Below are 26,508 nucleotides of genomic sequence, written 5' to 3' on the forward strand. Positions count from 1 at the left end.
CTTCCCCCCCAAGGGGAAGGCAGATGAATATAAAGCCTTTCCCCCAAGGGAAGGCAGATGAATATAAAGCCTTTCCCCAAAGGGAAGGCAGATAAATATAAAGCCTTCCCCCTCTGGGGGAAGGTGGCGCGCAGCGCCGGATGAGGGCTTAAACAGGAGGAGCGAATGAAAGCATTTTTGATTTTGGAGGATGGCACAGTATTCAAAGGCCATGCTATTGGAGCCAAAAAGGAAGTTATAAGCGAGATCGTTTTTAACACTTCCATGGCAGGCTATACCGAAGTTTTTACTGATCCATCCTATGCGGGACAGGCAGTTTGTATGACCTATCCGCTTATTGGAAATTATGGCGTGTGCAGAGATGATATGGAATCAGAGCGCATCTGGCTTGACGGAGTGATCGTAAGAGAGCTGTCCGATGTGGCTTCCAATTTCCGCTGCGACATGACGATCCAGGAATTCCTTGAAGAATATGACATTCCCGGAATAGAGAGAATAGATACGCGCAAGTTGGTTCGCATCCTTCGTGAAAAGGGTACAATGAACGGAATGATCACCACCAATGAGAACTACAATCTTGATGAGATCATACCGAAGCTTAAGGCATATAACACAGGAAAAGTTGTTGAGAAGGTTTCCTGCAAGGAGAAAAAGTTCATTGCAGGAAGTAAGGAGCTTTCCGACAACGGACCGCTTTCCGGAAGCGCAGTTTTCAAAAAGGAAGACTACGAAGCATCACTTAAGGGTGACCTCTCAAAAAGAGAAAAGCGTCCCAGCACAGTAAAGGAACTCAATGGTAAGGGACTTAAGGTTGCACTTCTCGATGTAGGTGCAAAGGACAACATTGCAGCTTCTCTGGCTGCAAGAGGATGTGATGTAACAGTTTATCCTCAGGACACAACAGCAGAGGAGATGCTTAAGGACAATCCGGACGGAATCATGCTCAGCAATGGCCCCGGAGATCCGAAGGAATGCACAGGAGTTATTGAAGAAATTAAAAAGCTCTATGCTTCAGATGTTCCGATTTTCGCTATCTGTCTTGGACATCAGCTCATGGCACTTGCTACAGGCGCAGATACCTATAAGATGAAGTACGGACATCGCGGAGGTAATCATCCTGTGAAGGATCTTGAGACAGGAAGAGTTTACATTTCATCCCAGAACCACGGCTATGTGGTTGATACCGACAAGCTTGATCCGAACATAGCGGTACCTGCATTTGTAAATGTAAACGACGGTACAAACGAAGGCCTTAAGTATGTGGGTAAGAATATTTTCACAGTTCAGTTTCACCCCGAGGCCTGCTGCGGCCCCCAGGACAGCGGATACCTGTTCGATAGGTTCATCAATATGATGCGTAAATAAGCTTGCTTGAGGATAAAGAATAATGTAAAGCTTGAGAATAAAGAATTATTCAAGCCTTCTCCTTGAGGAGAAGGTGTCAGCAAAGCTGACGGATGAGGTGATATTTTTTTCAGGAAGGATATAACATGCCAAAGAATAAAGATGTGAAAAAAGTTTTGGTTATAGGTTCGGGACCGATCGTAATCGGTCAGGCGGCAGAGTTCGATTATGCCGGAACTCAGGCTTGCCGTTCCCTGAAGGAGGAGGGCATTGAGGTTGTCCTTGTAAACTCCAATCCTGCAACCATCATGACAGATAAAGACATTGCAGACGAGGTTTATATCGAACCTCTGACAGTTAAGGTACTCGAGCAGATCATTGAAAAGGAAAAGCCTGACAGCGTTCTTCCTACCCTGGGAGGACAGGCAGGACTTAACCTTGGTATGGAGCTTGCCGAGTCGGGATTTCTTGAAAAGCACGGTGTGAAGCTTCTCGGAACAACAGCCGAGACCATCAAAAAGGCTGAGGACCGCCAGGAATTCAAGGATACAATGGAAAAAATCGGCGAGCCCTGCGCAGCATCTCTTGTTGTACATAACGTAGATGATGGTGTAGCTTTTGCTGAGAAGATTGGCTATCCCGTGGTTCTTAGACCAGCTTTCACTCTTGGTGGATCAGGCGGTGGTATCGCACATAACAGAGCAGAGTGCGAGGAGATTCTCGAAAACGGACTCAGACTTTCAAGAGCTAACGAGGTTCTTGTTGAGCGCTGCATCGCAGGCTGGAAGGAAATCGAGTACGAGGTAATGCGAGACGGAGCAGGTAACTGCATCACAGTCTGCAATATGGAAAACATCGATCCGGTTGGTGTCCACACAGGTGACAGTATCGTAGTAGCACCTTCACAGACACTTACAGATAAAGAGTATCAGATGCTAAGAAGCGCAGCTCTCAACATCATTGATGAGCTTCAGATCACAGGTGGATGTAACGTGCAGTTTGCACTTCATCCCACAAGCTTTGAGTACTGCGTAATCGAGGTTAACCCTCGTGTTAGCCGTTCTTCAGCGCTAGCTTCCAAGGCAACAGGATATCCCATTGCCAAGGTTGCCGCTAAGATTGCTCTTGGATACACACTTGATGAGATTAAGAACGCAATCACAGGAAAAACCTACGCAAGCTTTGAGCCTACACTGGATTACTGCGTAGTTAAATTCCCGAGACTGCCTTTCGATAAATTCATTACCGCTAAGCGTACACTCACAACTCAGATGAAGGCAACAGGTGAGGTTATGAGTATCTGCACCAATTTTGAGGGTGCAATGATGAAGGCCATCCGCTCTCTGGAGCAGCATGTTGATTGCCTTACAAGCTACGATTTTTCAGAGCTTGATGATGACGAACTTAAGGATCGTCTTACAATCGTAGATGACCAGAGAATCTGGGTTATCGCTGAGGCACTTCGCCGCGGTATGAGCCATGATGAAATCCATGAGATCACAATGATCGATCACTGGTTCATCGATAAGATTCACACATTGATCAAGATGGAGCTAAAACTCCTCAGAATCGGTGAAAAGAGTACAATTGCAAGACACAAAGTATCCGAAGAGAATGTTCCTGAATTTGAGGAAGCTAAAAAGCTTATTAACTTTGATACACTTCTTAAAGCAAAGAGACTTGAGTATCCTGACAAGGTAATAAGCAGACTTACTAGATTTTCAGTAGATACCATCAAGGCTCTCCGCGATTTCTACGGAATCAAGGCTGCATATAAGTTGGTTGATACCTGCGCGGCTGAGTTCGCTGCCGAGACACCTTACTACTATTCAGTTTACGGTGATGCAGACGAGGAGAACGAGGCAGAGGGCGAAGGCTCAGGAAAGAAGAAAATCCTTGTCCTCGGTTCAGGTCCCATCAGAATCGGTCAGGGTATCGAGTTCGACTACTGCTCGGTTCATGCAACATGGGCATTTGAAAAAGCAGGTTTCGAGACAATCATTATCAATAACAACCCGGAGACAGTTTCAACTGACTTCGATATTGCGGATAAGCTCTACTTTGAGCCCCTTACTCCTGAGGATGTTGAGAACATAGTAAGACTTGAAAAGCCAGATGGAGCAGTTGTTCAGTTCGGCGGACAGACAGCCATTAAGCTCACTCAGGATCTTATGAAAATGGGTGTAAAGATTTACGGAACCAAGGCAGAGGATGTTGATGCTGCCGAGGACAGAGAGATATTTGACAGAATTCTTGAAGAAACCGGAATCAAGCGCGCTGAGGGTGCTACGGTTTACACCGCAGAGGAAGCAAAAGAGGTTGCTAACAGACTTGGCTATCCCGTACTTGTAAGACCTTCCTACGTTCTTGGCGGACAGGGAATGCAGATTGCTCTTTCCGATAAGGAAATCGAGGAGTTTATAAACATCATCAACAGAATTGCCCAGGATCACCCCATCCTTGTAGATAAGTATCTTCAGGGTGTTGAGACTGAGGTTGATGCGGTTTGCGATGGTGATAACATCGTAATCCCCGGAATTATGGAGCATATTGAGAGATCAGGTATCCACTCCGGTGACTCAATTTCGGTTTATCCTGCTCAGTCACTTTCAGATAAGGTTAAGCAGACAATCGCTGATTATACAGAGAGACTTGCAAAAGCCCTCCATGTTGTGGGACTTATAAATGTACAGTTTATTGCGGTAGGAGATGAGGTTTACATCATCGAGGCTAACCCCAGATCCTCAAGAACCGTACCTTATATCAGTAAGGTTACAGGTATTCCGATCGTTGATCTGGCAGCACAGGTTATGATGGGCAAGAAGCTTGTCGACCTTGGATATAAGCCGGGACTCCAGCCTGAGGCAGAGCACATTGCTATCAAGATGCCTGTATTCTCCTTTGAGAAGATAAGGGGAGCTGAGATCAGTCTTGGACCCGAGATGAAGAGTACAGGTGAGTGTCTTGGAATCAGCAAGTCCTACAGCGAGGCACTTTACAAGGCATTCATCGGCGCAGGAATAAAGCTTCCCAAGCACAAGCAGATGATCATTACCGTTAAGGATTCCGACAAGGGTGAAGTAATTGATATAGCCAGAAGATTTGAAAAGCTTGGATACATCATTTACGCAACCAGATCCACAGCTGACACCCTTAACGAGAACGGTGTTAAGGCCAGAAAGGTCAACCGTATCAGTCAGGAATCACCTACTGTTATCGACCTTATCCTTGGTCACAGAATAGATCTTGTCATCGACACCCCTACCCAGGGACGTGATAAGTCAAGAGACGGATTCCTTATCCGCAGAACTGCTATCGAGACCGGTGTTAACGTAATCACCGCCCTTGATACAGCAAAAGCTCTTGTGACAAGCCTTGAGGATGCATATAAGGAAGATACACTCGAACTTGTCGATATCGCTAAGATATAAGTTTCGCTCGAAACAATAAGTTTCAGATAGTAGTTGAAACCAACACAAATAACAACACGGAGGCAGACAATCCTGCTTCCGTGTTTTTGGATGATTCACTAAACCTGTCCGGTGCCCCCGGAGCCAAAGCCCTTTGAATAGATCCAGAAGAGGCCAGGGCTTAGTGAACTTTCGGGTATTGGTAGTTATTTTACAAATTCATCTGATCTGTTTCGGATTTCTTCAGCACGTTTAATTATTTTCTCAGCCCACTCATCATCCGGGGCATCAAGCTGATATGTATTAAAACCATATTCTCGTCCATAGGTACAGATAATGCTCTCATCGTCAATGTGAAGAGATATTCTGTAAAAAGTCGGAACCTTCTGGGGAAGGATAGTAGGATTGTCTCTCTGAACCTCCTTAAGATGCCTGTTTCCGTTTACTATTCCATCGAATTTTATTCCATATAGCCGGAATAATCTTTTGATATAGCCTTCACTTCTAAAAGAAGACGTGTATACCCACACTTCATAATCCAGCTCCTGCAGTCTGTTTATGAGCTGGGGAGTTCCAAGCCGCAGTCTCTCCTTATAGATATTGCGAAGAGGAAACGGCAAAGGAGGCTCGGTTTTATGCGTGTTTGCAGATACAAAAAGTACCTCGTCGAGGTCGAAGGAAACTCGCATCTTTTTGGGGGTATTGTCATGATTCATTTTTTATAATCTCCGATGTGATACGCATTACTTCACTTGACCAGTTAGAATCATCCAATTTGAGCTCATATTCATTGAAACCATCATTTTTTCCGAAAACCTGGATAATGGAGTCTCTGTCAATACTCAGTGTATATTTGTACTTTTCAGCAATTCGGTTTTTGAAATGTTCCTGCTTTTGCTTAAGATTAGCTTCCGCTCTCCCTGTACCTGTAATCATACCATTTACCTTAACATGGTAGTAGTTAAACAAACGAGTCAGATGTTCCATGGAATAATATTTTGAGGTATATACCCATATGTCAAATCCGTTGTTTGTAAGATAATCGAAAAGTGCAGGGATGCCTGCCCTCAGGCGCTCTTTAAAGAAGGCGTTAACAGGGAAGGGAAGAGATTTCTCGGGAATATCGTCGGATTGGGCAAAAACAACTTCATCAAGGTCAAGGGAAACTCGCCTGGTGTTTTGTCCATTCTCAATCATTTTTTCGATATCCTGCTCATGAGGAAGATTGACTATTTCAATGCAAACATACCTGAGATTGCTCTTCATAGCTGCACACCATCTGTGATGCCCGTTAAGGATCATATAGCCATCCGGGTACATTTTTTCTACAACTATAGGATCGTACTTAAAGTGAGTATCGTAATCATCAATCGGCTGTGGGTTCCTTATTTTATACTCATAGTCAGAGATGATTTTGTAGTTTGGGCCGATATTTGGCATACTGAATTCATCATCAGGATTTGGATGGAGCTTTTTGGGCTTTATCCTTTTTTTCATTAATCTGAGGAAAGTGCTTGCTTTAAGTGGGAATGCAACACCTTTATACTTTGCTACATCACTTGCTACGCGCTTCTGTATATCTTCATTAGTCATAAGAAAATCCCTCTCTTCAAGAGAATTTATATACTGCCTTATATTTATTTTACAAAACGCTTATTTATTGCCTTTTAAAAAAAAATAAAGAATATGTAAAAAAATTTCTACTGCATTGCAACATTTCAATGCCTCCATCTGTATATAGAGTAGAACAGCAAAAAACATGAGATCACGGAACATAAAAACCGGGATATCAGACTTTTTGGAGGGAAAAAGTTATGAAAAGAAAAATGAGAGTTGCATCAATAATAATGAGCGGAACAATACTTACCAGTGCACTTACAGGATGTGGCGGAACACAAGAGAGCGCAGCTACACCTAAGTATGAACCTGCATCTGACACGACAAGTACATATGACTATTATGAAGAAGAGACGGCCTGCGCTGATGATGCAAGTTGTGAAGCTCCTTTGGCCGGAACAACCTATAGTTCCAAAAACGCAAACCTGACAGAAGGCAATAACATCTTCGAGGGCGAGTACAACACAGAGTCTTATGATAAGCCTGAGGAAAATGGCTACAATCTGGTTTTGAGAAAGCCCCTTTCCACCTTCGCTGCAGATGTTGATACAGCATCCTATTCAAATGTGCGCAGAATGATCGAGGACGGTTACACGCTTTCGCAGATAAATCCCGATGCCGTAAGACCTGAGGAATTCATCAACTATTTTAATTATGAGCTGAATAATCCCGAAGGAAATGATAAGTTCGGAATCACGACAGAGCTTTCTACCTGCCCCTGGAATGAAGAGCATGAGCTGATGTTCGTAGGCATGAAGACCAAAGACATTGATCTTAGGGAAGCACCTGAGAGCAACCTGGTTTTCCTCATAGATGTTTCAGGATCAATGAGCGATGACGATAAGCTTCCGCTTTTGCAAAAGAGCTTTGACCACCTGGTAGGTAGCCTTCCCGATAAGGGGAAAATCTCTATAGTTACATATTCTGGTGAGGAAAAGATCGTGCTTTCAGGCGAGAGCATGGAAAATAAGAAAAGAATTATGGCTGCGATCGATTCCCTTGAAGCAGGAGGGTGCACAAACGGAGAAGCCGGAATACAGATGGCTTATAAGGTAGCAAAGAAGAATTATATCGAGGGTGGCATAAATCGTATCATCCTTGCAACAGACGGAGACCTGAATGTCGGTATTTCCAACGCCAATGAACTTGAGAGATTTATCACAAAGAAAAAGGACGAAGGAATTTTCCTCTCCGTTCTTGGATTTGGTGAAGGAAACCTTAAAGATGATAACCTTGAGAGACTGGCAGATTGCGGAAATGGTAACTACTCATATATCGATTCTCTTTTCGAGGGTAAAAAAGTACTCGTAGACGAAATGGGATCAACACTTGTAACAGTTGCCAAGGATGTTAAGCTTCAGGTTGAATTCAATCCTGAGAAGGTCAACTCCTACAGACTTATTGGCTATGAGAACAGAATCATGCGCGATCAGGACTTTAATGATGACACCAAGGATGGCGGCGAGATAGGAGCAGGACACAGCGTAGTAGCTCTTTACGAGATAGTTCCTGAGGGCAGCCAGAGTGCAATCGCTCTTAAGTATCAGGATGATAAGACATCGGAAGATAAAAACGAGGGTTCACAGTATAGCTCCGAGTATGCAACAGTAAGCGTTCGCTATAAGGAGCCTGATGCAGACAAGTCACAGCTTTTCTCAATTGTGGTCGATGAAAATTCGTTCCATGAAAATGGAAGCGAGAACATCAGATTTGCAGGTCTTGTGGCTGAGTTTGCAATGCTGCTTTCAGACAGCGAATACAAGGGAAATGCTACATTTACGGATATAATGGATGGATATAAGCAGATCGAGAATACCGATGAGTATAAGGATGAGTTCGGACAGCTTGTAAGATTGATGGCAAAAAGAAGCTGACTACGAAATCTCACCTGTGAATGATAATATCTGGCGATGACTGCGATTAACGTGATATACTATGCATTGAAAAAAGAGGGAACGATGTCATTTGGGAGGATTGATATGGCATCGGGTTAGGGGAAAAATGAACGAGTTTTCAATGCATGGGTATATCACGGCAGATATATTCAGTGAGTTCTTTAAAACGAAAATATTACAATATATTTTTGATGTTGTTTCTAAGAGTAATCTGGTTTTATCTCGTGGCATCTCAGTGATACTTCGTTCCAATATGCAGGACAATGGTTCGTCAGCTATAGAATATGAAGATGACGCTGAAGCCGCTCCTTTTACCGGTAATAATGCGACGATTCGTGCAGGAGAGCTTCTTGATAAATACGGAAATAGCATTTTGAGAATTGCTTATTCTTATCTTCACAACATGAGCGATGCAGAGGATATCCTACAGGATACGCTCATTCAGTACATCAGAAAAACACCTGTATTTGAAAATGAAAAACACGAGAAGGCTTGGCTTCTTACTGTTGCAGCCAACCTTAGCAAAAACAAGATAGAATATCTGAATATCAGGAAAGCAGACGAGCTCTCTGAGGAGCTTGTGGCTGAAAAGAAGGAGGATCTGGCTTTTGTTTGGGACGCAGTAAAACAGCTCCCTGAAAAGTACAGAGAGGTAGTGCATCTTTTTTATCAGGAGGGATATTCAACGAAGGATATTGCAGCAATACTAAAACGAAAAGAAGCAACTGTCCGCTCTGACTTAAACCGCGCAAGAGGACAGCTCAAAAATATTCTGAAGGAGGCGTATGACTTTGAGTAAGTACAATGAAGTTATGGAAAACGTAAAAGTTACCGATGAAATGCGCAAAAGAATCCTTCTGAATATTGAGAAGGAAGAGAAGAATAACATTTCTGAATTTGCACCTGATAATAGTAAAAAAACATCCGGTAACAACATAATAAGCTTTATAAGAAGATATGGATCGATAGCAGCGATTTTTGCACTTCTTGTCGTTGGAACCTATGGAGTTATAAGAACTGTCGGACTTGGCGGAGCAAGTGAGACTGCAACAAGTGTTTCAGAGGCACCTGCCGCGGAAGGAAGCTTCCTTCATAATGCCATAGATAATGCCAGAAAAAATAATAAGGCAGAGACAGATGAAGCAATGACTGAAGAAGCTACTGCTGTGGATGAGTACGACATGATAGAGGAAGCCGCTACTGAGAGCGCTGAAATGGAAGCGGCTACAACTGAGAGTGCCTGTGAAGCTATGGAAGAAGCTGAGGCAGAAAGCGCCTATGAGGAAACAGCTTTACCTGAGGCTTCTGCAGGCAGCACGGACAATTCCGTAGCATCTAAGGGAAATGCAATAAGTAAGGAATCCGGTGGGACTTCAATAGGCTCTGCAAAAGAGCTATCGGAAAAACTAAGCTTAGAATTTGAAGAGATTACTTCTCTTAAGGACAAGGCCATCACTACAAGCTACTATCTCTATGATGAAGGCGGTGCGATAGTGTATGAGACTTCGGACGATGAGATTAGTTACTGCATTTCAACTCAGAAAGATTTTTATGGAAAAGGTGAGGCTTACAGCGCATCATATTCTGACAGCAAGACAGTTGAGATTTCAGCTAAGGATGTGAAGCTATACGGTGAAAACGATGTATATTGGCTTGCTAACTGGGAAGCTGATGGCATCTATTATTCGATAGTTTCTGATAGGGGAATGTCAGAAGATGAGATAACGGAACTATTTACCAAAGAGTAAGTACAAGCAATTAAAATAGGAAATTCTGAGAAAATTCCGGTTTATAAAAAGATTCATGCTTCAAAGTCCTGAGGCATGAATCTTTTTTTGTTGATACGAATCAGTATACAAGTTTTTGATAAAATTAGAGCGATATATCGTAATAGCTAAGCAGTTATTTTTACATCAGATTTTCATCATAGATTGCTCTCTGACCACCGACATATTTAGGTCTGTGACGGGCACAGATAATCGGTGCGGCGCCGATTTTTCTAAGAGAGATACGCATCGGCACTACCACACTGTGCATATGCATGCCGATCATGGTTCCACCGATATCAATTCCGGCATCTGCCTTGCAGTTAAGACTCTCCACGAGAACGGGATCATCGAATCTTTCATAGCATACTGTGCCAAGGGCACCGCCTGCGTGGTTTGGCTGAGGGATGGCATTTACCTGTTCAAAGCCATATTTCTCCATGGTCTGTCTTTCAACAACAAGGGCTCTGTTTAGATGCTCACAGCACTGAGCTGCTGCAAAAATCCCATTTTCTCTGAGAACCGGAATTATTCCGTCGTAAACAGCATTTGCGACATCCACATTGGTAGCTGTTCCTATCTGATCTCCAAGTATCTCGCTGGATGAACAGCCTATGACAAATATGGAGCCTGGTTTAAGTCTTGCCTCTTTAAGTATTTCCGTAACTGCCTGCTTGCTCTGAGCTGTAATATCTTCAAAATTCATAATAATCACCTTTTTTCTTAATAATATCAAATACATTATACGCCCAAATTTGCCTGTAACGACAAAAAATATCAATAATCATCTGACACAAAAAATCCAATATGATATAGTTGGAATGGTTCAGAAAAAACTATAAGCTTTGGAGTGAGTGATGGTTAAAATTGATCTGATCACCGGATTTTTGGGTTCCGGCAAAACAACATTTATAAGAGAATATGCCAGGTATCTAGTAGGCAAAAGAGAGAAGATTGCCATAATTGAAAATGATTATGGTGCCGTAAATATTGACATGGTATTGCTTCAGGATCTTCTTGGTGATAACTGTAACCTTGAGATGATCGTCGGCGGAGATGGAAAGGAAGCACACAGAAGGCGCTTTAGAACTAAGCTTATATCCATGGGAATGAGCGGTTACGACAGAGTTATTATTGAACCTTCGGGAATATATGATGTGGATGAATTTTTCGATGTCCTCTATGACGAGCCGCTGGACAGATGGTATGAGATAGGAAGTGTTATCGCGATAGTTGATGCAAAAAGTGTGCATGAATTGCTTCCGGATAAGAATGATAAACACGCCAATTCTTCAGATGAAAATGATATTTCAAGATATGTTTTTATGTCAGAGATTTCAGGTGCCGGAAAGCTTATAATCAGCAAGATCACAGAGAAAACAGATACTAAAGAAGTATCAGATGAAATCAATCAGATCATGGCTGAATATGGACTTGGAGATGGTGCTTCATGTTCAGAGAAAGAGAGCCGTAGTGAGGGTGGAGGAAATAAGCCTTGGTTTGATTCCAATAAGGATATTATCGCAAAGCCATTTTCCGAATTAACAATAGAAGATTTTGAAAGTATCGAAAGCTGTGGCTACAGACATGCTTCATATGTAAAGATTCCGCTTGAGGATAGCAGCTTTACCCCTCTTTTCTACTTTGATGTTGAGATGGACGAGGTGCTTTTATCAAAAACAATCGGTGAGCTATTTAAAGACGCCAGGGCCGGACACATCATTCGTATAAAGGGCTTTGTAAAAACAGGAGAAGAGAAGCAGTCAGAGGTTAATGCAACAGAAAAAGAGATGCAGCTAAGGCCGGCTGTCAGCAGCAGAAATGTTCTTATCATTATAGGCGAGAACCTTGATAAGCAGTACATAAATGAGCTATTTAAGGATTACTGCGCGGTTGTATCTCTATAGAATTTAGGCATCACAGGTGAAGATGACAAGGAAATAATTAAGTTATATAATAAATAATAACTATGAGAATTATTGAAATAGAGAGTTTAAAAATGATTATTTCCGTTTTGGTGTCTGTCTACAATAGAGAGAAATATTTATGTAGATGTATCGATAGTCTTATTGCACAGAGGAATGTTACAACTGAGATAATAATTGTAGATGACGGAAGTACCGATTCATCACCACAAATATGTGATGAATATGCTGATAGATATGACAATGTTATATCTATCCATCAGAAAAACTCAGGTATATGTGTAGCAAGGAATGTTGCACTTAATATGGCCAGGGGTGATCTTTTGTTCTTTATGGACAGTGATGACTATCTGCCTGACGATTCGCTTGAAACATTGTTGAAGCTCCAGCAGGATAATGATGCGGATTGCGTAATGGGAAACTACGCTATCTGTAAGGATGATGGTTCATTTGATAAGGTGATACCGCTTCCGGATAAATATGGCAACAGGTTGCTTTCAAACAGGGAAGCCTGCGAGATGCTCCTGTATTCTTTGAATACCCACGTACTTATGGTTTCCTGGGGAAAGCTTTTCAAAAGAAAGGTATGGGAAGGCCTTCGCTTCCCTGATGAAATAGTTAAAAGTCAGGATCAGCATGTTTTTCCGCAGCTGATGGAAAGAATTAAGAGGCTGTATTATACAGATAAAATTGTATATAATCAGGTGTTCTCTACAGAGAGCATTACCAGAAGCAACTTTTCACGAAAATTCCTGTATCACTCGGAAGGTGTTGCAATGGTGATGGACTATTTACTGAAAAAGGGCTATTATGACATAGCTTTGTATAAGTTCGGAGTAGGTACAAGACATCTTTTTGACATGCGAAATGTGTTACCTGACAAAGAATGTCAGGATGAGATAAAGAGGCAGTTTGTTATTTATAAAGGGCTTGCCGCAAGACTTATCGCACATGTAAGCTTCAAAGAAAAGCTTCGCCTTGCATTATTTTTAGTGAACAAAGAGCTTTACAACAAAGTCAGGATTAAATTAAGAGTTTCCTAGAGGAATACTTCGTGAAAAGCTTTTTGAATAAATTTATGCATTTTTGTTAGAATGCATTTTGCAATTTTGAGGAGAGTTATGAAAAATAAAATCAAGAAACTTTTATCGGATCCGGTGCTCATTATTGCCTGGATTCTGGCAGTTTTGTCTGCATTTATCGTGCATCCCGATTCAAGGTATCCGGGATACATTGATTTCAGGTCACTTGGAATTCTATGGGGGCTAATGATAATAATCCAGGGACTGAGAGAAAATTCAGTTTTTGAAAAAATCGGAGATGTGCTTCTTTCAAGGGTGAAAAAGAGCTGGCAGCTTGCTGCGGTTCTTGTTTTTTTGTGCTTTGTAAGCAGTATGGTTATCACAAACGATGTGGCGCTTATAACATTTGTGCCCTTTGCACTAATGACTCTTAGCAGCTGCAAAAGGGAAGATCTCATGATTCCTGTAATAGTTCTTCAGACTGTTGCAGCAAACCTTGGGAGCATGCTCACACCTATAGGTAATCCGCAGAATCTCTATCTTTACGGCCTTACGGGAATGAGAATTGATGAGTTTGTACTTTGTATGCTTCCATATACACTTATGGCAGCAGTTCTTTTGCTTGTTTCAATGATTTTTCTCCCGGGAAAATCCAAGGCTTTAGACAGCAGAAAAAAGGACTATAATATAGTAAGACATTTTGGAAGTACTAAGCAGATAGTAATTTATCTGTTACTGTTTTTGGTGGCACTTTTATCGGTCCTTAGAATTGTTCCCTGGTATTTGATGGTGATTGCCGTTCTTGCAGTTGTTGCAATCATGGATGGAAAAATCCTTCTCAGGGCAGATTACATCCTGCTTCTGACATTTGTTGGATTCTTCATCTTTACAGGCAACATGGGAAGAATGGACTTTGTAAAAGAAAACCTTACAAGGCTTATGGCAGGACGTGAGTTTATAACATCAGTCATCACCAGCCAGTTTATCAGTAACGTACCCGCAACGCTCATGCTCTCGGGCTTTACTGAAAACTACAAGGAACTTCTTGCAGGCGTTAACGTTGGAGGCCTCGGAACTCTTATCGCATCCATGGCCAGCCTTATTTCCTTTAAAGCATTTTCAAACGACTACAAAGACAAGCGAGGAAAGTACCTCCTGACATTTACTGCGGTTAATCTTATTTTCTTAATACTGTTTATTGCTATGCATTTCTTATTTGTAAGTTAACAAGTGAATCCAAATTAAGTTAGCGAAGCTGACGGATGAGGGGTTAGAAATGGACATAACTACACTCTGTTACATGGAAAAAGACGGAAAATATCTCATGCTCCATCGCATCAAGAAAAAGAATGACATAAACGAAGGCAAGTGGATAGCCCCGGGTGGTCATTGCGAAAACGGCGAGAGTCCTGATGACTGCGTAAAGCGCGAAGTCATGGAGGAGACAGGTATTAAACTTAATTCAGTCAGATTCCGCGGAATCGTAACCTTTTACTCAAAAGCTATTGCTGATAATAGGAACGACCTTTACGAAGATGAGGCCGAGAATCCTTTGAGCAAAGATATCACTGATTATATGTGCCTCTTTACCTCTGATGACTTTGATCTAAGCGGAGCCGTGGATGAGAATGGACAGCTAATGGATTGTAACGAAGGGGTGCTTGATTGGATTTTGAAGGACGATCTTACGAAGCTTGACCTCTGGAAGGGAGACCTCATATTTCTTGATCTCATAAAAAATCCTCAGCAGCCGTTCTTTTCCCTGAAGCTTACCTACGAGGGCGACGTGCTGACTGAGGCTGTGTTAGATGGAAAGCTGATTGATCTAAATACAATATGAGCGCTTAATAATAAATGTATTTGTCACGTATTATAGAATCTGCTCCATACCAACTTTATAAGGTGTCATGCCAACGGATTCATAGAATCTCATGGCACTTTCATTGCAGTTCCAGACATTAAGGGTTACGTTATAGTAACCTTTTTCTTTTGCCCATGACAAAACATATTCGTAGAGTCTTTTTCCTACATGCTGACCTCTGCAGTTTTCATCAACGCACAGATCATCGATGTAGAGAGTTTTTATATCGGTAAGAAGATTGTCATTAGGGTGCTCCTGATGCACGCAGAAAGCGTATCCAAGCATCACATCATTATCATCGACAGCCGCAAAGATCGGACGCGTTTCATCCTTAAGAATAACCTTAAGCTCTTCGTCTGTGTATTTATTGGCTTTTTTGAAAAGATCAGGTCTTCCTATGTGATGAACAAGATTAACCTGTCTCAAAAGCTCATGCATCTGCGGAATATCTTTATCAAGTGCTCGTCTGAAGTTCATTTTTGTGTCTCCCATATTTGATAATTTTTCATAGATTCTTCTATTATAAGTATTATGGATATTTAGTGGAAGTATCAAAATTGAGGTATCTATTTAGCTGTTCTATTTTAAGGATAGCTTTGATAAAATAGGGTTTACTATGAATAAAGTAAATTATGCAAAAGAACTGGAAAAGAAAATAACATTATTTCAGAAGGAAGGCAGATATCCCAGGCTTCTTCTTCACGCCTGCTGTGCTCCCTGCTCATCGTATTGTCTTGAGTATCTTAGGCAGTATTTTGATATTACGGTTTTTTTCTATAATCCGAATATAATGAATGAGCCTGAGTACAGGAAGAGGGTAGAGGAGGAAAAACGCCTCATAGCAGAGTACAACAGACAGGTTGAGACCGGTGATTTTACAGGTATGCATTCAGATGAGACTGCAAGGAAAATTGAAATCATCGAAGGTGATTATATAGTAAAGGACTATCTTGATGCAGTAAAAGGTTTGGAGAGCTGTCCTGAGGGCGGCGACCGCTGCACAAAGTGCTTTGAACTTCGCCTTGAGGAGTCCGCCAGAATTGCAAGAGAAAAAGACTTTGAGTTTTTCACAACAACCCTCACTATTTCACCTTTAAAGGATGCTGAGAGACTTAACCGAATCGGACAGGAAATGGGAGAAAAACATGGAGTCGGGTTTTTGCCATCCGATTTTAAGAAAAAGGAAGGCTACAAACGCTCGATAGAGCTGTCTCATATGTTTGACCTATACAGACAGGACTTCTGTGGATGCGAGTTTTCAAGGCTTCAGAGAGAAGCAGAAAAGAGATTATAGCAAATATAAAAAAACAAGCATATAATAGAAAAAATGTGATAGAATGCTTAATGTCATTTTAAGATTACAAGATAAGAGAAAGGAAGATTATTTTGGAAAAAATCTTAGAGTTAATTTCAAAAGAAGTTTCCGCAGCCTTTGAGGCAGCGGGTTATGATGCAGAGCTTGGAAAGGTAACACTTTCAAACAGACCTGATCTCTGCGAGTATCAGTGCAATGGAGCTATGGCAGGTGCCAAGAAGTATGGCAAGGCACCTTTTATGATTGCTGATGCTGTGGCCAAGGAGCTTCAGGGAAATGAAGTGTTTTCATCAGTTGAGTCCGTTAAGCCCGGATTCCTTAACCTTAAAGTAAGTGAGGATTTCGTAAGAGGCTATATTGTTAAAATGCTTCACGAGCATCACTTCGGAGTTAAGACACCTCTTCATGCTCCTAATTTCATGATCGATTACGGCGGACCTAATGTTGCCAAGCCGCTTCACGTAGGTCACCTTCGTTCAGCTGTTATCGGTGAGAGCTTAAAGAGAATTCTTAAGTATGCCGGCTATAAGGTTACAGGAGATATTCATCTCGGTGACTGGGGTCTGCAGATGGGACTTATCATTACTGAGCTTAAGCACCGCCAGCCTGATCTTCCTTATTTTGATAAAAATCATACAGGTCAGTATCCTAAGGAAGCTCCTTTCACAATCAGTGAGCTTGAGGAGATTTATCCTGCTGCAAGTGCAAAATCCAAGGAGGATGAAGCATTTAAGGCTGAAGCAATGGAAGCTACAAAGCTCCTTCAGGACGGCGACAAGGGATATCGTGCACTTTGGCACCACATTCTCAATGTTTCTGTAAATGACCTTAAGAAAAATTACAAGAACCTCAATGTTGACTTTGATCTCTGGAGAGGTGAGTCTGATGTTCATGAAGTGATCCCAGGAATGGTTGATTACATGAAGCAGCATGGATATGCTCATGAGAGCCAGGGAGCACTTGTTGTTGATGTTGCGGAAGAGACAGATACCAAGGAGATTCCGCCCTGCATGATCCTTAAGTCAGACGGAGCTTCACTTTATAACACAACTGATCTTGCTACAATCCAGCAGCGTATGGAAGAGTTTAAGCCCGAGGGACTTATTTATGTAGTTGATAAGCGTCAGGAGCTCTACTTTACACAGGTATTCCGCTGCGCTAGAAAGACTAAGCTTGTTCTTCCCGAGACAGAACTTCACTTTGTTGGCTTTGGTACAATGAACGGCAAGGACGGCAAGCCCTTCAAGACAAGAGAGGGCGGCGTAATGCGTCTTGAGAAGCTTATCGCAGAGATCGATGAGCAGATGTATAACCGCATCAAGGAAGGCAATCAGGAAATCGATGATGCTGAGGCAAAGGACACAGCACACAAGGTAGCACTTGCTGCCATTAAATATGGCGATCTTTCCAACCAGCCTTCAAAGGATTATATCTTTGATATTGAAAAATTCACTTCCTTTGAGGGAGACACCGGTCCGTACATTCTTTACACAATGGTACGTATCAAGTCAATTCTCTCAAAGTATGAGAATGAAGGCGGCAATGTAAAAGAGGCTCTCCTTAGAAATGCAGAGTCTGCTGATGAGAAGAATCTTATGCTTCTTCTTACACGTTTTGCCGATGCAGTTGAGAGTGCGGCAAGAGACCTTATGCCCAACAGAATTTGTGCATATATCTATGAGCTTTCTAATGCTCTCAACAGCTTCTACCATTCAACAAAAATATTGACTGAACCTGACGAGGAGAAGAAGAGCGGTTACATCGCACTCCTTAACGTTACACTCAAGGTTCTCGAAACAGGAATAGATCTTCTTGGATTTAGTGCTCCTGATAGGATGTAGGATGCAAAGAGAGACTGATATCAATCATTTCAGTCTCTCTTTTTTAAAAAAGTAATTGGGAAGGTTATATCATCTCGAATTTGGGGATGGGGAAGTAAAATGCGTTTTAAAAAGATCAGTGGATATATTTATGGATGGCTTAATGACTTAAGCATAAGGAATAAGCTTCTTCTTGTATACATTATATGTATGATCATTCCGCTTGTTTTAACTGACGGAATAGTGTTTGGACTTCTGGAACATTATGAGAATATGGAAGAAGAGTACCGTATGCAGAGCTTATCGGATTCTGTTCGCTATCTTGTGAGCAGTTCTTTTGATGAAGCGGTTACAGCAATAAATAAGATATATCTCGATGAAAATGTCTATAAATTTCTTGATGATGATTTTGAATCTGAAATTGATTTCTTCGAAAAGAAATATAAAATCACGGAAAGCATTATAAAACCTCTTGATGGCGGTAAGGAATCTGCACTTAGCAGCATCATACTCTGTAGTGACAATTCGGGAATCGTAAATGGAGGTAATTTTTATAACCTTAAGGATATTAAATACATAAGGTTGGGTGACCTCCTTGCTTCAAAGAGTTCCATCGTAGTCTTTTTTTACTATCCAACAGAAGATGTCAGGAGTATTTCCAATAAAAAGAGGATCGCTGTTATAAGAATGCTCGACAACTATTCATGGTATAAAAGAGACATGATGGTGTATGCGGATCTTGATTTTGGTGTAATCCAGCGAAAACTGAAGAATATTCCATTCGAGTATAATGTTTATGTATGCGAAGGGGACAGGATTCTTCTGTCTAGTCCTTTGCAAAAGAGTGTTAACATGGACTATGAGACTCTGGGAGAAGATGTTAAGATAGACTTCGAAACTCCATGGAATATTTATGGAAGGAACCTTAGGATTATTATTTCCGGAAATGAGAGCACTTTTAAAAGGATAATGAGAGATCATGCATTGATAATTGTAATGCTCCTCATGCTTAATCTTTTGGCTCCGATAGTACTTATCAAGTTTATCAATAAGTCTTTTGCGGTAAGATTATATAGAATTTCCAAGGCATTTGATGAAGCTGACATAGATAACAATACGGGAATAGATGAAGAAAAACCCGGAAATGATGAGATTGGTCTTCTTATACGTGGATATAACCGAATGGTTGAGAGGCAGAACACCCTCATCAGGACGAATTATACGGCAAAGCTTGAACGGCAGGAGATGGAGCTTGCGCGGCAGACTGCGGAATTGTCGGCTCTTCATTCACAGATAAATCCTCACTTCCTCTTTAACATGCTGGAAAATATCAGGATGAGGAGTGTCATTAAAAGTGAAAAAGAGACAGCGTCCATGATAGAGAAGCTGGCTGTTCTGATAAGACAGAATGTCAGCTGGTCTACAGATACTTCTACAATAGAAGATGAGATCAGATTCATAAAATCTTATCTTGAACTGCAGAAGTACCGCTTTGGTGAAAAGCTTAAGTTTGAAATAAGTGTCAGAGATGACTGCAAAAGCTTTCTTGTTCCAAAGCTTACTCTTGTTACTTTTGTAGAGAACGCCTGCGTACATGGTATGGAAGGTAAGACAGCAGCGTGCTATATATGTGTAAGGGTTTACATGAATGAAGATGCTTTGGTTATGGAAATCGAAGACACCGGAAGCGGAATGCTTGATGAAGAAGTCATGTACTTAAATGACAGAATGAATAATTGCACTTTGGAAGATGTTAAGAAGGGCTCGCACGTGGGTATGTTAAACGCTTGCTTAAGACTCCGAATGAGTACAGAACTTGCTGCGCGTTTTAGTCTTGAAAGTGAGAAAGGCGTTGGAACATTTATAACAATCACTGTTCCTTCGGAAAGGCTGAAAAGTATAGATGATAAAGGTGATGTTGGTTGATGATGAACCATTTATATTAGAAGGTTTATCGGTTCTCATCGATTGGAAAGAATACGATTGTATGATAGTTGCCAAAGCCTCTAATGGAGAGGAGGCTTTGGAGTATTTAAAGCAAGGAGATGTCGACCTTGTCATTACTGATATTAAAATGCCGGTAATGACTGGAATAGAGCTGATAAGGACCGCCCGTGAAGAAGGATTATCCTCCGCTTATTTTGTCATATTAAGTGGCTACAATGATTTTCAATATGCACAGTCGGCAATAAAATACGAAGCTCTTGACTACCTGCTAAAGCCTGTCAGCGCTGATGGCCTTATCGAAGTAATAGATAAGGTGAAGAATAAAAAAAGAGCGACCCAGAGCGGTGAAGTTGTAAACTACGAAAATTCCGGGATATCTGACAGACCTGAGCAGGGTACTGTTTTATTAAAGGATGAGCTGGATGGTATCATTCAGGGAATAGAGCATAATGACAGAAATAAGACAAATAGTAGCATTGATGCGCTCTTTTTGAAGATTTCCGAGGAAGGAATTGCTTTATCTGAACAAGCGATAAATGTTAATAAGCATTATCTGATATTCAGGCTGCTTCATCTTGCAGTAGAGCTTGATGAGAGTATCAATCAGGAGGTTGTTATGATGTATATCTCCGATAATATTCTCATGAATGGTACAGAGATGGGGTCAATCTTACATCTTAAGCAGTTTGCGGCTGAATATGCCAGATATCTCGTTAACCTGCGAAGTACGGTATCCAAGGGAGTATTACATGATATTGAAAAAGAACTGAACGTGAATTATGCTCAAAATATTACTCTCAAAGATTTTGCAGCAAAATACTATGTAAACAGTTCTTATCTTGGACAGTTGTTTCGCAAGCAGTATGGTATGTCCTTCAGGGAATACCTGAATTCCGTAAGGATCAACAAGGCGGCTTCATTGCTTATTAAGACAGATGAAAAGATAGGCAGGATTGCTGAAAGTGTCGGTTATCACGATACGGATTATTTTATTGATAAATTCATAGCTATCAAAGGATGTACTCCATCAAAATACAGGAAAAACGGAAGCGAATTTTCGAATTAATAAAAAGACAGGATAAATCACTAGAATTTGTCCTGTCTTTTTTTTGACTTTGTAGGGGGGCAAGAAAACCGTATTATATTAGACTATTTCTTAGAAAATGGTTGCCTTTCTAAGGGTAATGAAAAAAGTGGGAGGATTACAATGAAAAGAAGAAAAGTAGTATCACTATTCTTGAGTGCTGTAATGATGGCTTCTGTTGTTGCCGGATGTGGCAAATCAGCAGACACAACACCATCAGGTGGAGACACAGCAGGCACAACAGAAAAAACAGAGACCAGCAGTGAGTCAAGCGATGCTTCAGCTGATACAGCAGCTGATACAGCATCAGGTGAGGTGACAGACTTCACAATGTTCATCACAATGCCTGGTTCTGAGATCAACGATGACAATGAGATTGCTCAGATGATCGCTGATAAGTATGGTGTTAAGGTTAAGGAGACATGGCTTACAGGCCAGACAGCTTCTGAAGCAACCGGTACACTTATCGCCGGTGGCGAATATCCTGATTTCATCGATTCTGATGAAATGAACCTTCTTGTTGATGCGGACGCTCTTGTTCCGCTTGATGATTACATCGACAAGTATCCTGAGTTCAAAAATGAATGGTTCACAGAGGAAGAGTGGGAGAAATTCCGTCAGCCTGATGGACACATTTACTGGATCAATCCTTTCGGAAACACAATGGGTGAGAGTAAAGCAACAACTCACAATGATGAAGCTTTCTGGATTCAGGTAAGAGTACTTGAGTGGGCTGGCTATCCGAAGATTGAGACAATGGATCAGTACTTCCAGCTTCTTGAGGATTACATCGCAGCTAATCCTACAATGGAAGATGGCACAGAGAACCTTGCTTACACAATCCTTTGCGAAGACTGGAGATATTTCTGTCTTGAGAACGCAGGTCAGTTCCTTGCAGGATATCCTAATGATGGTTCTGTAATCGTAGACAAGACAGACATGACAATCAAGGATTACAACACATCAGAAGATACAATCGCTTACTTCAAGAAGCTTAACGAAGAGTACAACAAGGGCTTCGTTGATCCTGAGTCATTCACTCAGACATATGATGAGTATATCGCTAAGCTTTCAACTGGTCGTGTACTTGGTATGGTTGACCAGTGGTGGGATTTCGCAAACAACGTTAACGATTCCTTCAAGCAGACAGGCCTTGATGCTAAGGGCTGCAACTATGTTCCGCTCGGACTTACAACAAAGCCCGGTATGGAAAACAGATGGCACACATATGATGATACAGTTAACCAGGCTTCTGGTATCGCAATCACAAAGGATTGTAAGGATCCTGAGAAGGCATTCAAGTTCATCGTTGACTGTGCTATGGATCAGGAACTTCATGACCTTAGATTCTGGGGTGTTGAAGGCGTTGACTATGAGGTAGATGACGACGGTTTATACTATCGTACAGACGAGCAGAGAATGAACTGGGCAGATACTTCTTACCAGGCTTCTCACAGATGTCAGTATTCTTACTTCCCTCAGTGGCACGGCACATCTCGTGATGGCAAGAATGCTAACAAGCCTGAAGAGCAGCCTTCAGAGTTCATGGTTGATATGGCAGCTCCCCTTAAGGCATGCTTTGAAGCATATGGTGTAACAACATATCCTCAGATGATCGGTTCTGTAGTTGAGACAAACGGACCTTGGTTCCCGATGTACTCATACTCAAACAACTTCACAACAGAGACACCTGGTGGTGTTGCTTGGGCAAAGATGGGTGAGTGCAAGCATGAGTGGCTTCCTAAGGTTGTAATGGCTGAAGACTTCGAGAAGGGCTGGGCTGAGTATATGGATGCATACAATGCATGCAAGCCTGAGGACTTCCTTGGAGAGATGCAGGAGATTCTTGATACTTTCAAGTAATTGATAATTAACTTGGAATAAACAGTTAATAATATATTTACTGGGGAAAAGGCAGCAACTGCGACAGAAACAATGTTGCTGCCTTTTTTTGGAAAAAAGGAAATGGTTTTTTGAAAAAAGTGTAATAGGAGTGAATTTATGGCCCAAAACAATACGCGTAAAAAAATGGATATGAAGGCCACACTTAAGGAAATGAAGCGTCAGAAATTCCTTATAGCTGTATCCATTGCTGTAGTAGCATATGGAATCGTATTCTATTATTGGCCTTTGACAGGATGGATCATGGCTTTCCAGAATTTCAAGCCAAAGAATGGACTCCTCGGTTCTAAATTTGTAGGATTAGACAAGTTTAAGTTCCTCTTCGAAGATGAAGTATTTATAAAGGTTATCAGAAATACCTTTGCAATGGGTGTCCTTAATCTGGTTACCACCACGATTATGGCAGTTCTTTTTGCAATTCTTTTAAATGAGGTTAGAAAAGGTTGGATTAAAAAACCGATTCAGACAATTTCATATCTTCCTCATTTCTTATCATGGATCGTTGTTACCAGTATTCTTCATGTATCTTTATCATCAACCGGTATCATCAATGATCTGCTTTTGAGATTTGGATTTATTGATCAGGCTATTAACTTTTTTGCTCATCCTAAATATTTCTGGCCTATAGTAGCATTTGCTAACTGCTGGAAGGAGACAGGATGGAATGCAATAATCTATCTTGCAGCTATCACAGCTATAGATCCTGCTTTATATGAGGCAGCTTCAATTGATGGCGCAGACAGATTACAAAAGATCAGATATATTACTTTCCCGGGCATTAAGCCCACATTTATGATCTTGCTTCTTATGAATGTAGGTAACGTATTAAATGCCGGATTTGAAGTGCAGTACTTGCTTGGTAATGGTCTTGTACAGTCTGTTTCACAGACTATCGATATCTACGTTCTGAAGTGGGGTATTTCACAGAACGATTACTCTCTTGGTACCGCTGCGGGCTTGTTTAAGAGTGCCGTAAGTATTGCAATCATCGTTATAGCGAACTCCATTGCAAAGAGACACGGTGAGCAGAGATTATTCTAAGGAGGAGCAAAACGATGAATGAGAAAGAATATAGAGTAAGAAAACCGATAAGTGATTTCGTATTTGAGATATTTGTCGTAGTGTTCTTATTTGTTTTTGTAGTAGTGACACTTTATCCTGTTTTGAATACAGTTGCGCTGTCATTCAATGATGGTATAGATGCTGTCAGAGGTGGTATTTATTTATGGCCTCGTAAGATTTCTATGAAGAATTACCAGACAGTGTTTGCTATGCAGAATATCTGGATTGGTGCAAGGATTACAGTATTAAGAACAGTTGTGGCTACACTTACATCTCTTTTTGCAAATGCACTTCTTGCATTTGTTGTAAGTAGAAAGAGATTTTTATTTAGATCACAGTTATCATTATTCTGGGTTATTACAATGTATGTTAACGGTGGAATGATCCCGATCTTCCTCCTTTACAAGAATCTTGGACTTACAGGAACATTCCATGTATATTGGGTTCCCGGCATGATCAGTGCTTTTAACATGCTGGTTATGAGAACCTACATGGAAGGTATTCCGGAAAGTTTGGAAGAGTCTGCACAGCTTGACGGCGCAGGATATTGGACAATTTTCAAGGATATTATTTCTCCTTTGAGTAAGCCTGTATATGCAACAGTTGCGCTGTTCATTGCTGTATGGCAGTGGAACTCATGGTTTGATGCAATGCTTTATAACCGTATGAAGACAGAATACACAACACTTCAGTATGAGCTTATGAAGCTGCTTTCATCAGTTATGCAGCAGAGCGGTAGTGCAGAAAGTGCGAAAAACGGTGCAAACACTATTACACCTATTACAATTCGTGCAGCAGTTACGGTAGCAACAATGCTTCCCATCATCTGCCTGTATCCGTTCCTTCAGAGATACTTTGTTACCGGTCTTACAATCGGTGGCGTAAAAGAGTGATCTTTGGATAGTTTAAAAACACTAATAGTTTAGGGGCAGCTTCGGCTGCTCCTTTTTTGGATTAATAGAAAAAAGCCGAGTATTGTGGTTTAACGTAAGACATCATTGTTGTTAATTCATTTGATTTTCCTGGGTTTTTTCATTATGATGATTTGGTGGCCTATGTCGATAGCCTGTGCGATAAAGTAAGAGCAAATAGCATATGCCATTTGCGTAATATTCGGCTATTTACGGGGCTAAGAAACATTAAGGAAGGTATTTTTAATATGAGCTACGAAATCAATGAAAAACGCTATCTTGAAGAGCTCGAAAAGGAATTGTCAATCGATTCAGTGACTGGACAGTATCATGAGCTCCAGGATTATCTTGTAAAGGAAATAGAGGATCTTGGTTTTAAAACAACTACTCTTCACAAGGGTGGAATTTTAGCTGAAATCGGCGGCGAGGGCAATCCTCTTCTTATAACTGCACATGGTGATACAATCGGCATGATGGTTCGTCATATCAACGATGATGGCACTATTAAGGTATATAAAGTCGGCGGCCTCTACGCCTATCACACAGAGCGTGAGAACGTTCGTATCCACACTCGTTCAGGCAAAGTGATCACAGGCTGCGTTCAGAGAAAAAATGCATCTGTTCATGTTACCGAGGATGAACTAAACAAAGAGGTTGCTTCTTTTGACACCAACTCATTTGTAGTTCTCGATGAGGATGTAAAGAGTGCTGATGATGTTAGAAAGCTTGGTATAGAAATAGGTGATTATGTCGCTGTGGAGCCCAGATTCACTTATGCAGGCGGATATATAAAGTCACACTTCATTGATGACAAGGCACTTGTCGCAATCCTTATGGAGCTTCTCCATGATGTTAAGGACGGCAAGCTTGAATTAAACAGAAAAGTCTATCTCTACATCTCCTTCTATGAAGAGATTGGTCACGGCGGATCACTCATCCCCGAGGATGTTAAGGACTTCCTTGCTTTGGATATTGCTTGTATCGGACCCGAGCAGACAAGCTCAGAGCGCAAGGTTTCCGTATTCTGCATGGATAGCCGCTTCCCTTACAACATTGATATGATAAGGGAACTTGAGGATGCAGGAAGAAAAGCAGGCGCTGATTATGTCCCTGACATATTTACACCTCACTACGGAACAGATGCAGATCCCGCACTGGTTGCAGGCTTTGATATCAGACATGCGGCGATAGGTCCCGGCACAAGAGCGAGCCATGGCTATGAGAGAACACATATTGATGGCATAAAAAATACATACAGATTGCTTGCTGAGTATATAGCGAAATGAAACGCCTCTCTTTGGATGAGAAGCTATAAGATAAAATTAGAATGAAAATGCCTTTCCTTGGAGAGAGCAATAAGCGTATAATTACGCTGTATACGATACTGTAAAATATTTGAGGAGTGTGCTTAATCGCGCACTCCTTGTTTTGTACTCGGAGTATGAATCGGACAATTTTTTTCAAATACAATAAATAGATTTGGAATGGAGTTTCGAATAGCTTAAAATAGCAAAAATCGCGGCCGCAAAAAGCAGAAATCATTAAATGCGGCCGCGGTTATGCAAGAAAAAAATTGTATTTAGGATTTGGAATAGTGAATATGTCGGCCGCAAAAAACAGAAATCAT

General features: G+C 41.3%; 21 protein-coding genes. 17 read left to right on the plus strand and 4 right to left on the minus strand.

Annotated features, from left to right (window positions below; genetic code table 11):
- The first annotated feature begins 165 nt into the window (after window positions 1-165).
- Both G586_RS0114885 and carB read left to right on the plus strand, forming a co-directional pair.
- Window positions 166-1,365: a carbamoyl phosphate synthase small subunit gene (locus tag G586_RS0114885; RefSeq protein WP_026528368.1), complete on the plus strand. Its 1,200-nt coding sequence runs from the start codon at window positions 166-168 to the stop codon at window positions 1,363-1,365.
- Between the two features lie 125 nt (window positions 1,366-1,490).
- Window positions 1,491-4,775: a carbamoyl-phosphate synthase large subunit gene (carB, locus tag G586_RS0114895; protein WP_026528369.1), complete on the plus strand. Its 3,285-nt coding sequence runs from the start codon at window positions 1,491-1,493 to the stop codon at window positions 4,773-4,775.
- A 185-nt stretch (window positions 4,776-4,960) separates the two neighbouring features.
- Here carB and G586_RS0114900 read toward each other — a convergent pair whose 3' ends face one another.
- Both G586_RS0114900 and G586_RS0114905 read right to left on the minus strand, forming a co-directional pair.
- On the minus strand, window positions 4,961-5,470 hold the full coding sequence (locus G586_RS0114900; protein WP_155834200.1) for an HAD family hydrolase: 510 nt from the start codon (window positions 5,468-5,470) through the stop codon (window positions 4,961-4,963).
- A complete protein-coding gene (locus G586_RS0114905) occupies window positions 5,460-6,347 on the minus strand; it encodes a ParB N-terminal domain-containing protein (RefSeq protein WP_026528371.1) in 888 nt (295 codons plus the stop codon). Before G586_RS0114905 ends, G586_RS0114900 begins: the two co-directional genes overlap by 11 nt.
- Window positions 6,348-6,568: 221 nt before the next feature.
- Here G586_RS0114905 and G586_RS0114910 point away from each other — a divergent pair, with 221 nt between their 5' ends.
- The 3 genes from G586_RS0114910 to G586_RS0114920 all read left to right on the plus strand — a co-directional run bounded on the left by G586_RS0114910 (window position 6,569) and on the right by G586_RS0114920 (window position 10,014).
- Window positions 6,569-8,245: a vWA domain-containing protein gene (locus G586_RS0114910; protein WP_026528372.1), complete on the plus strand. Its 1,677-nt coding sequence runs from the start codon at window positions 6,569-6,571 to the stop codon at window positions 8,243-8,245.
- Between the two features lie 127 nt (window positions 8,246-8,372).
- On the plus strand, window positions 8,373-9,065 hold the full coding sequence (locus G586_RS0114915; RefSeq protein WP_242832034.1) for an RNA polymerase sigma factor: 693 nt from the start codon (window positions 8,373-8,375) through the stop codon (window positions 9,063-9,065).
- Window positions 9,058-10,014 (plus strand): DUF4367 domain-containing protein, encoded by a 957-nt coding sequence (locus tag G586_RS0114920; protein WP_196811616.1) that lies wholly within the window; start codon window positions 9,058-9,060, stop codon window positions 10,012-10,014. The genes G586_RS0114915 and G586_RS0114920 overlap by 8 nt, the downstream gene beginning before the upstream one ends.
- A gap of 160 nt (window positions 10,015-10,174) precedes the next feature.
- Here G586_RS0114920 and G586_RS0114925 read toward each other — a convergent pair whose 3' ends face one another.
- Window positions 10,175-10,738 carry a TIGR01440 family protein gene (locus tag G586_RS0114925; RefSeq protein ID WP_026528375.1) on the minus strand — a complete coding sequence of 188 codons (564 nt, stop codon included), beginning with the start codon at window positions 10,736-10,738 and terminating at the stop codon, window positions 10,175-10,177.
- Between the two features lie 151 nt (window positions 10,739-10,889).
- On the opposite strand from G586_RS0114925, the gene G586_RS23285 reads away from it, so the two are divergent.
- The 4 genes from G586_RS23285 to G586_RS0114945 all read left to right on the plus strand — a co-directional run bounded on the left by G586_RS23285 (window position 10,890) and on the right by G586_RS0114945 (window position 14,819).
- Entirely contained in the window at window positions 10,890-11,939 is a 1,050-nt protein-coding gene (locus G586_RS23285) for a GTP-binding protein (RefSeq protein ID WP_035773404.1), read from the plus strand.
- 62 nt (window positions 11,940-12,001) lie between these two features.
- Window positions 12,002-13,000 (plus strand): glycosyltransferase family 2 protein, encoded by a 999-nt coding sequence (locus tag G586_RS0114935; RefSeq protein WP_081674395.1) that lies wholly within the window; start codon window positions 12,002-12,004, stop codon window positions 12,998-13,000.
- 78 nt (window positions 13,001-13,078) lie between these two features.
- Window positions 13,079-14,206 carry an SLC13 family permease gene (locus G586_RS0114940; RefSeq protein WP_026528377.1) on the plus strand — a complete coding sequence of 376 codons (1,128 nt, stop codon included), beginning with the start codon at window positions 13,079-13,081 and terminating at the stop codon, window positions 14,204-14,206.
- 49 nt (window positions 14,207-14,255) lie between these two features.
- Window positions 14,256-14,819, plus strand: coding sequence for an NUDIX hydrolase (locus tag G586_RS0114945; protein WP_026528378.1), 564 nt, complete (start codon window positions 14,256-14,258; stop codon window positions 14,817-14,819).
- A 30-nt stretch (window positions 14,820-14,849) separates the two neighbouring features.
- On the opposite strand, the gene G586_RS0114950 is transcribed toward G586_RS0114945, so the two are convergent.
- A complete protein-coding gene (locus G586_RS0114950; RefSeq protein ID WP_035773405.1) occupies window positions 14,850-15,317 on the minus strand; it encodes a GNAT family N-acetyltransferase in 468 nt (155 codons plus the stop codon).
- Window positions 15,318-15,456: 139 nt separating this feature from the next.
- Here G586_RS0114950 and G586_RS0114955 point away from each other — a divergent pair, with 139 nt between their 5' ends.
- The 8 genes from G586_RS0114955 to G586_RS0114990 all read left to right on the plus strand — a co-directional run bounded on the left by G586_RS0114955 (window position 15,457) and on the right by G586_RS0114990 (window position 26,167).
- Entirely contained in the window at window positions 15,457-16,134 is a 678-nt protein-coding gene (locus G586_RS0114955; protein ID WP_026528380.1) for an epoxyqueuosine reductase QueH, read from the plus strand.
- 92 nt (window positions 16,135-16,226) lie between these two features.
- On the plus strand, window positions 16,227-17,996 hold the full coding sequence (gene argS, locus G586_RS0114960; protein WP_026528381.1) for an arginine--tRNA ligase: 1,770 nt from the start codon (window positions 16,227-16,229) through the stop codon (window positions 17,994-17,996).
- A 99-nt stretch (window positions 17,997-18,095) separates the two neighbouring features.
- Entirely contained in the window at window positions 18,096-19,901 is a 1,806-nt protein-coding gene (locus tag G586_RS0114965; protein WP_026528382.1) for a sensor histidine kinase, read from the plus strand.
- Complete coding sequence (locus G586_RS0114970; RefSeq protein WP_026528383.1) at window positions 19,879-20,988, plus strand: response regulator transcription factor; 1,110 nt, start codon at window positions 19,879-19,881, stop codon at window positions 20,986-20,988. The genes G586_RS0114965 and G586_RS0114970 overlap by 23 nt, the downstream gene beginning before the upstream one ends.
- Window positions 20,989-21,129: 141 nt before the next feature.
- Window positions 21,130-22,869, plus strand: coding sequence for an extracellular solute-binding protein (locus tag G586_RS0114975; protein WP_026528384.1), 1,740 nt, complete (start codon window positions 21,130-21,132; stop codon window positions 22,867-22,869).
- Window positions 22,870-23,007: 138 nt separating this feature from the next.
- A complete protein-coding gene (locus tag G586_RS0114980) occupies window positions 23,008-23,949 on the plus strand; it encodes an ABC transporter permease (RefSeq protein WP_026528385.1) in 942 nt (313 codons plus the stop codon).
- 14 nt (window positions 23,950-23,963) lie between these two features.
- Window positions 23,964-24,863 (plus strand): carbohydrate ABC transporter permease, encoded by a 900-nt coding sequence (locus G586_RS0114985; RefSeq protein WP_026528386.1) that lies wholly within the window; start codon window positions 23,964-23,966, stop codon window positions 24,861-24,863.
- Between the two features lie 266 nt (window positions 24,864-25,129).
- Window positions 25,130-26,167, plus strand: a complete 1,038-nt coding sequence (locus G586_RS0114990; RefSeq protein WP_026528387.1) for a M42 family metallopeptidase — start codon at window positions 25,130-25,132, stop codon at window positions 26,165-26,167.
- The last annotated feature ends 341 nt before the right edge of the window (window positions 26,168-26,508 follow it).

It is taken from the genome of Butyrivibrio sp. VCD2006 (assembly GCF_000423925.1).
GTDB lineage: Bacteria > Bacillota > Clostridia > Lachnospirales > Lachnospiraceae > Butyrivibrio.

Excerpts from the sequence above, each read along its gene's own strand:
- G586_RS0114885 (WP_026528368.1), top strand. The coding sequence starts at position 166 with ATGAAAGCATTTTTGATTTTGGAGGATGGCACAGTATTCAAAGGCCAT.
- carB (WP_026528369.1), top strand. The coding sequence starts at position 1,491 with ATGCCAAAGAATAAAGATGTGAAAAAAGTTTTGGTTATAGGTTCGGGA.
- G586_RS0114900 (WP_155834200.1), bottom strand. The coding sequence starts at position 5,470 with ATGAATCATGACAATACCCCCAAAAAGATGCGAGTTTCCTTCGACCTC.
- G586_RS0114905 (WP_026528371.1), bottom strand. The coding sequence starts at position 6,347 with ATGACTAATGAAGATATACAGAAGCGCGTAGCAAGTGATGTAGCAAAG.
- G586_RS0114910 (WP_026528372.1), top strand. The coding sequence starts at position 6,569 with ATGAAAAGAAAAATGAGAGTTGCATCAATAATAATGAGCGGAACAATA.
- G586_RS0114915 (WP_242832034.1), top strand. The coding sequence starts at position 8,373 with ATGAACGAGTTTTCAATGCATGGGTATATCACGGCAGATATATTCAGT.
- G586_RS0114925 (WP_026528375.1), bottom strand. The coding sequence starts at position 10,738 with ATGAATTTTGAAGATATTACAGCTCAGAGCAAGCAGGCAGTTACGGAA.
- G586_RS23285 (WP_035773404.1), top strand. The coding sequence starts at position 10,890 with ATGGTTAAAATTGATCTGATCACCGGATTTTTGGGTTCCGGCAAAACA.
- G586_RS0114935 (WP_081674395.1), top strand. The coding sequence starts at position 12,002 with ATGAGAATTATTGAAATAGAGAGTTTAAAAATGATTATTTCCGTTTTG.
- G586_RS0114940 (WP_026528377.1), top strand. The coding sequence starts at position 13,079 with ATGAAAAATAAAATCAAGAAACTTTTATCGGATCCGGTGCTCATTATT.
- G586_RS0114945 (WP_026528378.1), top strand. The coding sequence starts at position 14,256 with ATGGACATAACTACACTCTGTTACATGGAAAAAGACGGAAAATATCTC.
- G586_RS0114950 (WP_035773405.1), bottom strand. The coding sequence starts at position 15,317 with ATGAACTTCAGACGAGCACTTGATAAAGATATTCCGCAGATGCATGAG.
- G586_RS0114955 (WP_026528380.1), top strand. The coding sequence starts at position 15,457 with ATGAATAAAGTAAATTATGCAAAAGAACTGGAAAAGAAAATAACATTA.
- G586_RS0114965 (WP_026528382.1), top strand. The coding sequence starts at position 18,096 with ATGCGTTTTAAAAAGATCAGTGGATATATTTATGGATGGCTTAATGAC.
- G586_RS0114970 (WP_026528383.1), top strand. The coding sequence starts at position 19,879 with ATGATAAAGGTGATGTTGGTTGATGATGAACCATTTATATTAGAAGGT.
- G586_RS0114975 (WP_026528384.1), top strand. The coding sequence starts at position 21,130 with ATGAAAAGAAGAAAAGTAGTATCACTATTCTTGAGTGCTGTAATGATG.
- G586_RS0114980 (WP_026528385.1), top strand. The coding sequence starts at position 23,008 with ATGGCCCAAAACAATACGCGTAAAAAAATGGATATGAAGGCCACACTT.
- G586_RS0114985 (WP_026528386.1), top strand. The coding sequence starts at position 23,964 with ATGAATGAGAAAGAATATAGAGTAAGAAAACCGATAAGTGATTTCGTA.
- G586_RS0114990 (WP_026528387.1), top strand. The coding sequence starts at position 25,130 with ATGAGCTACGAAATCAATGAAAAACGCTATCTTGAAGAGCTCGAAAAG.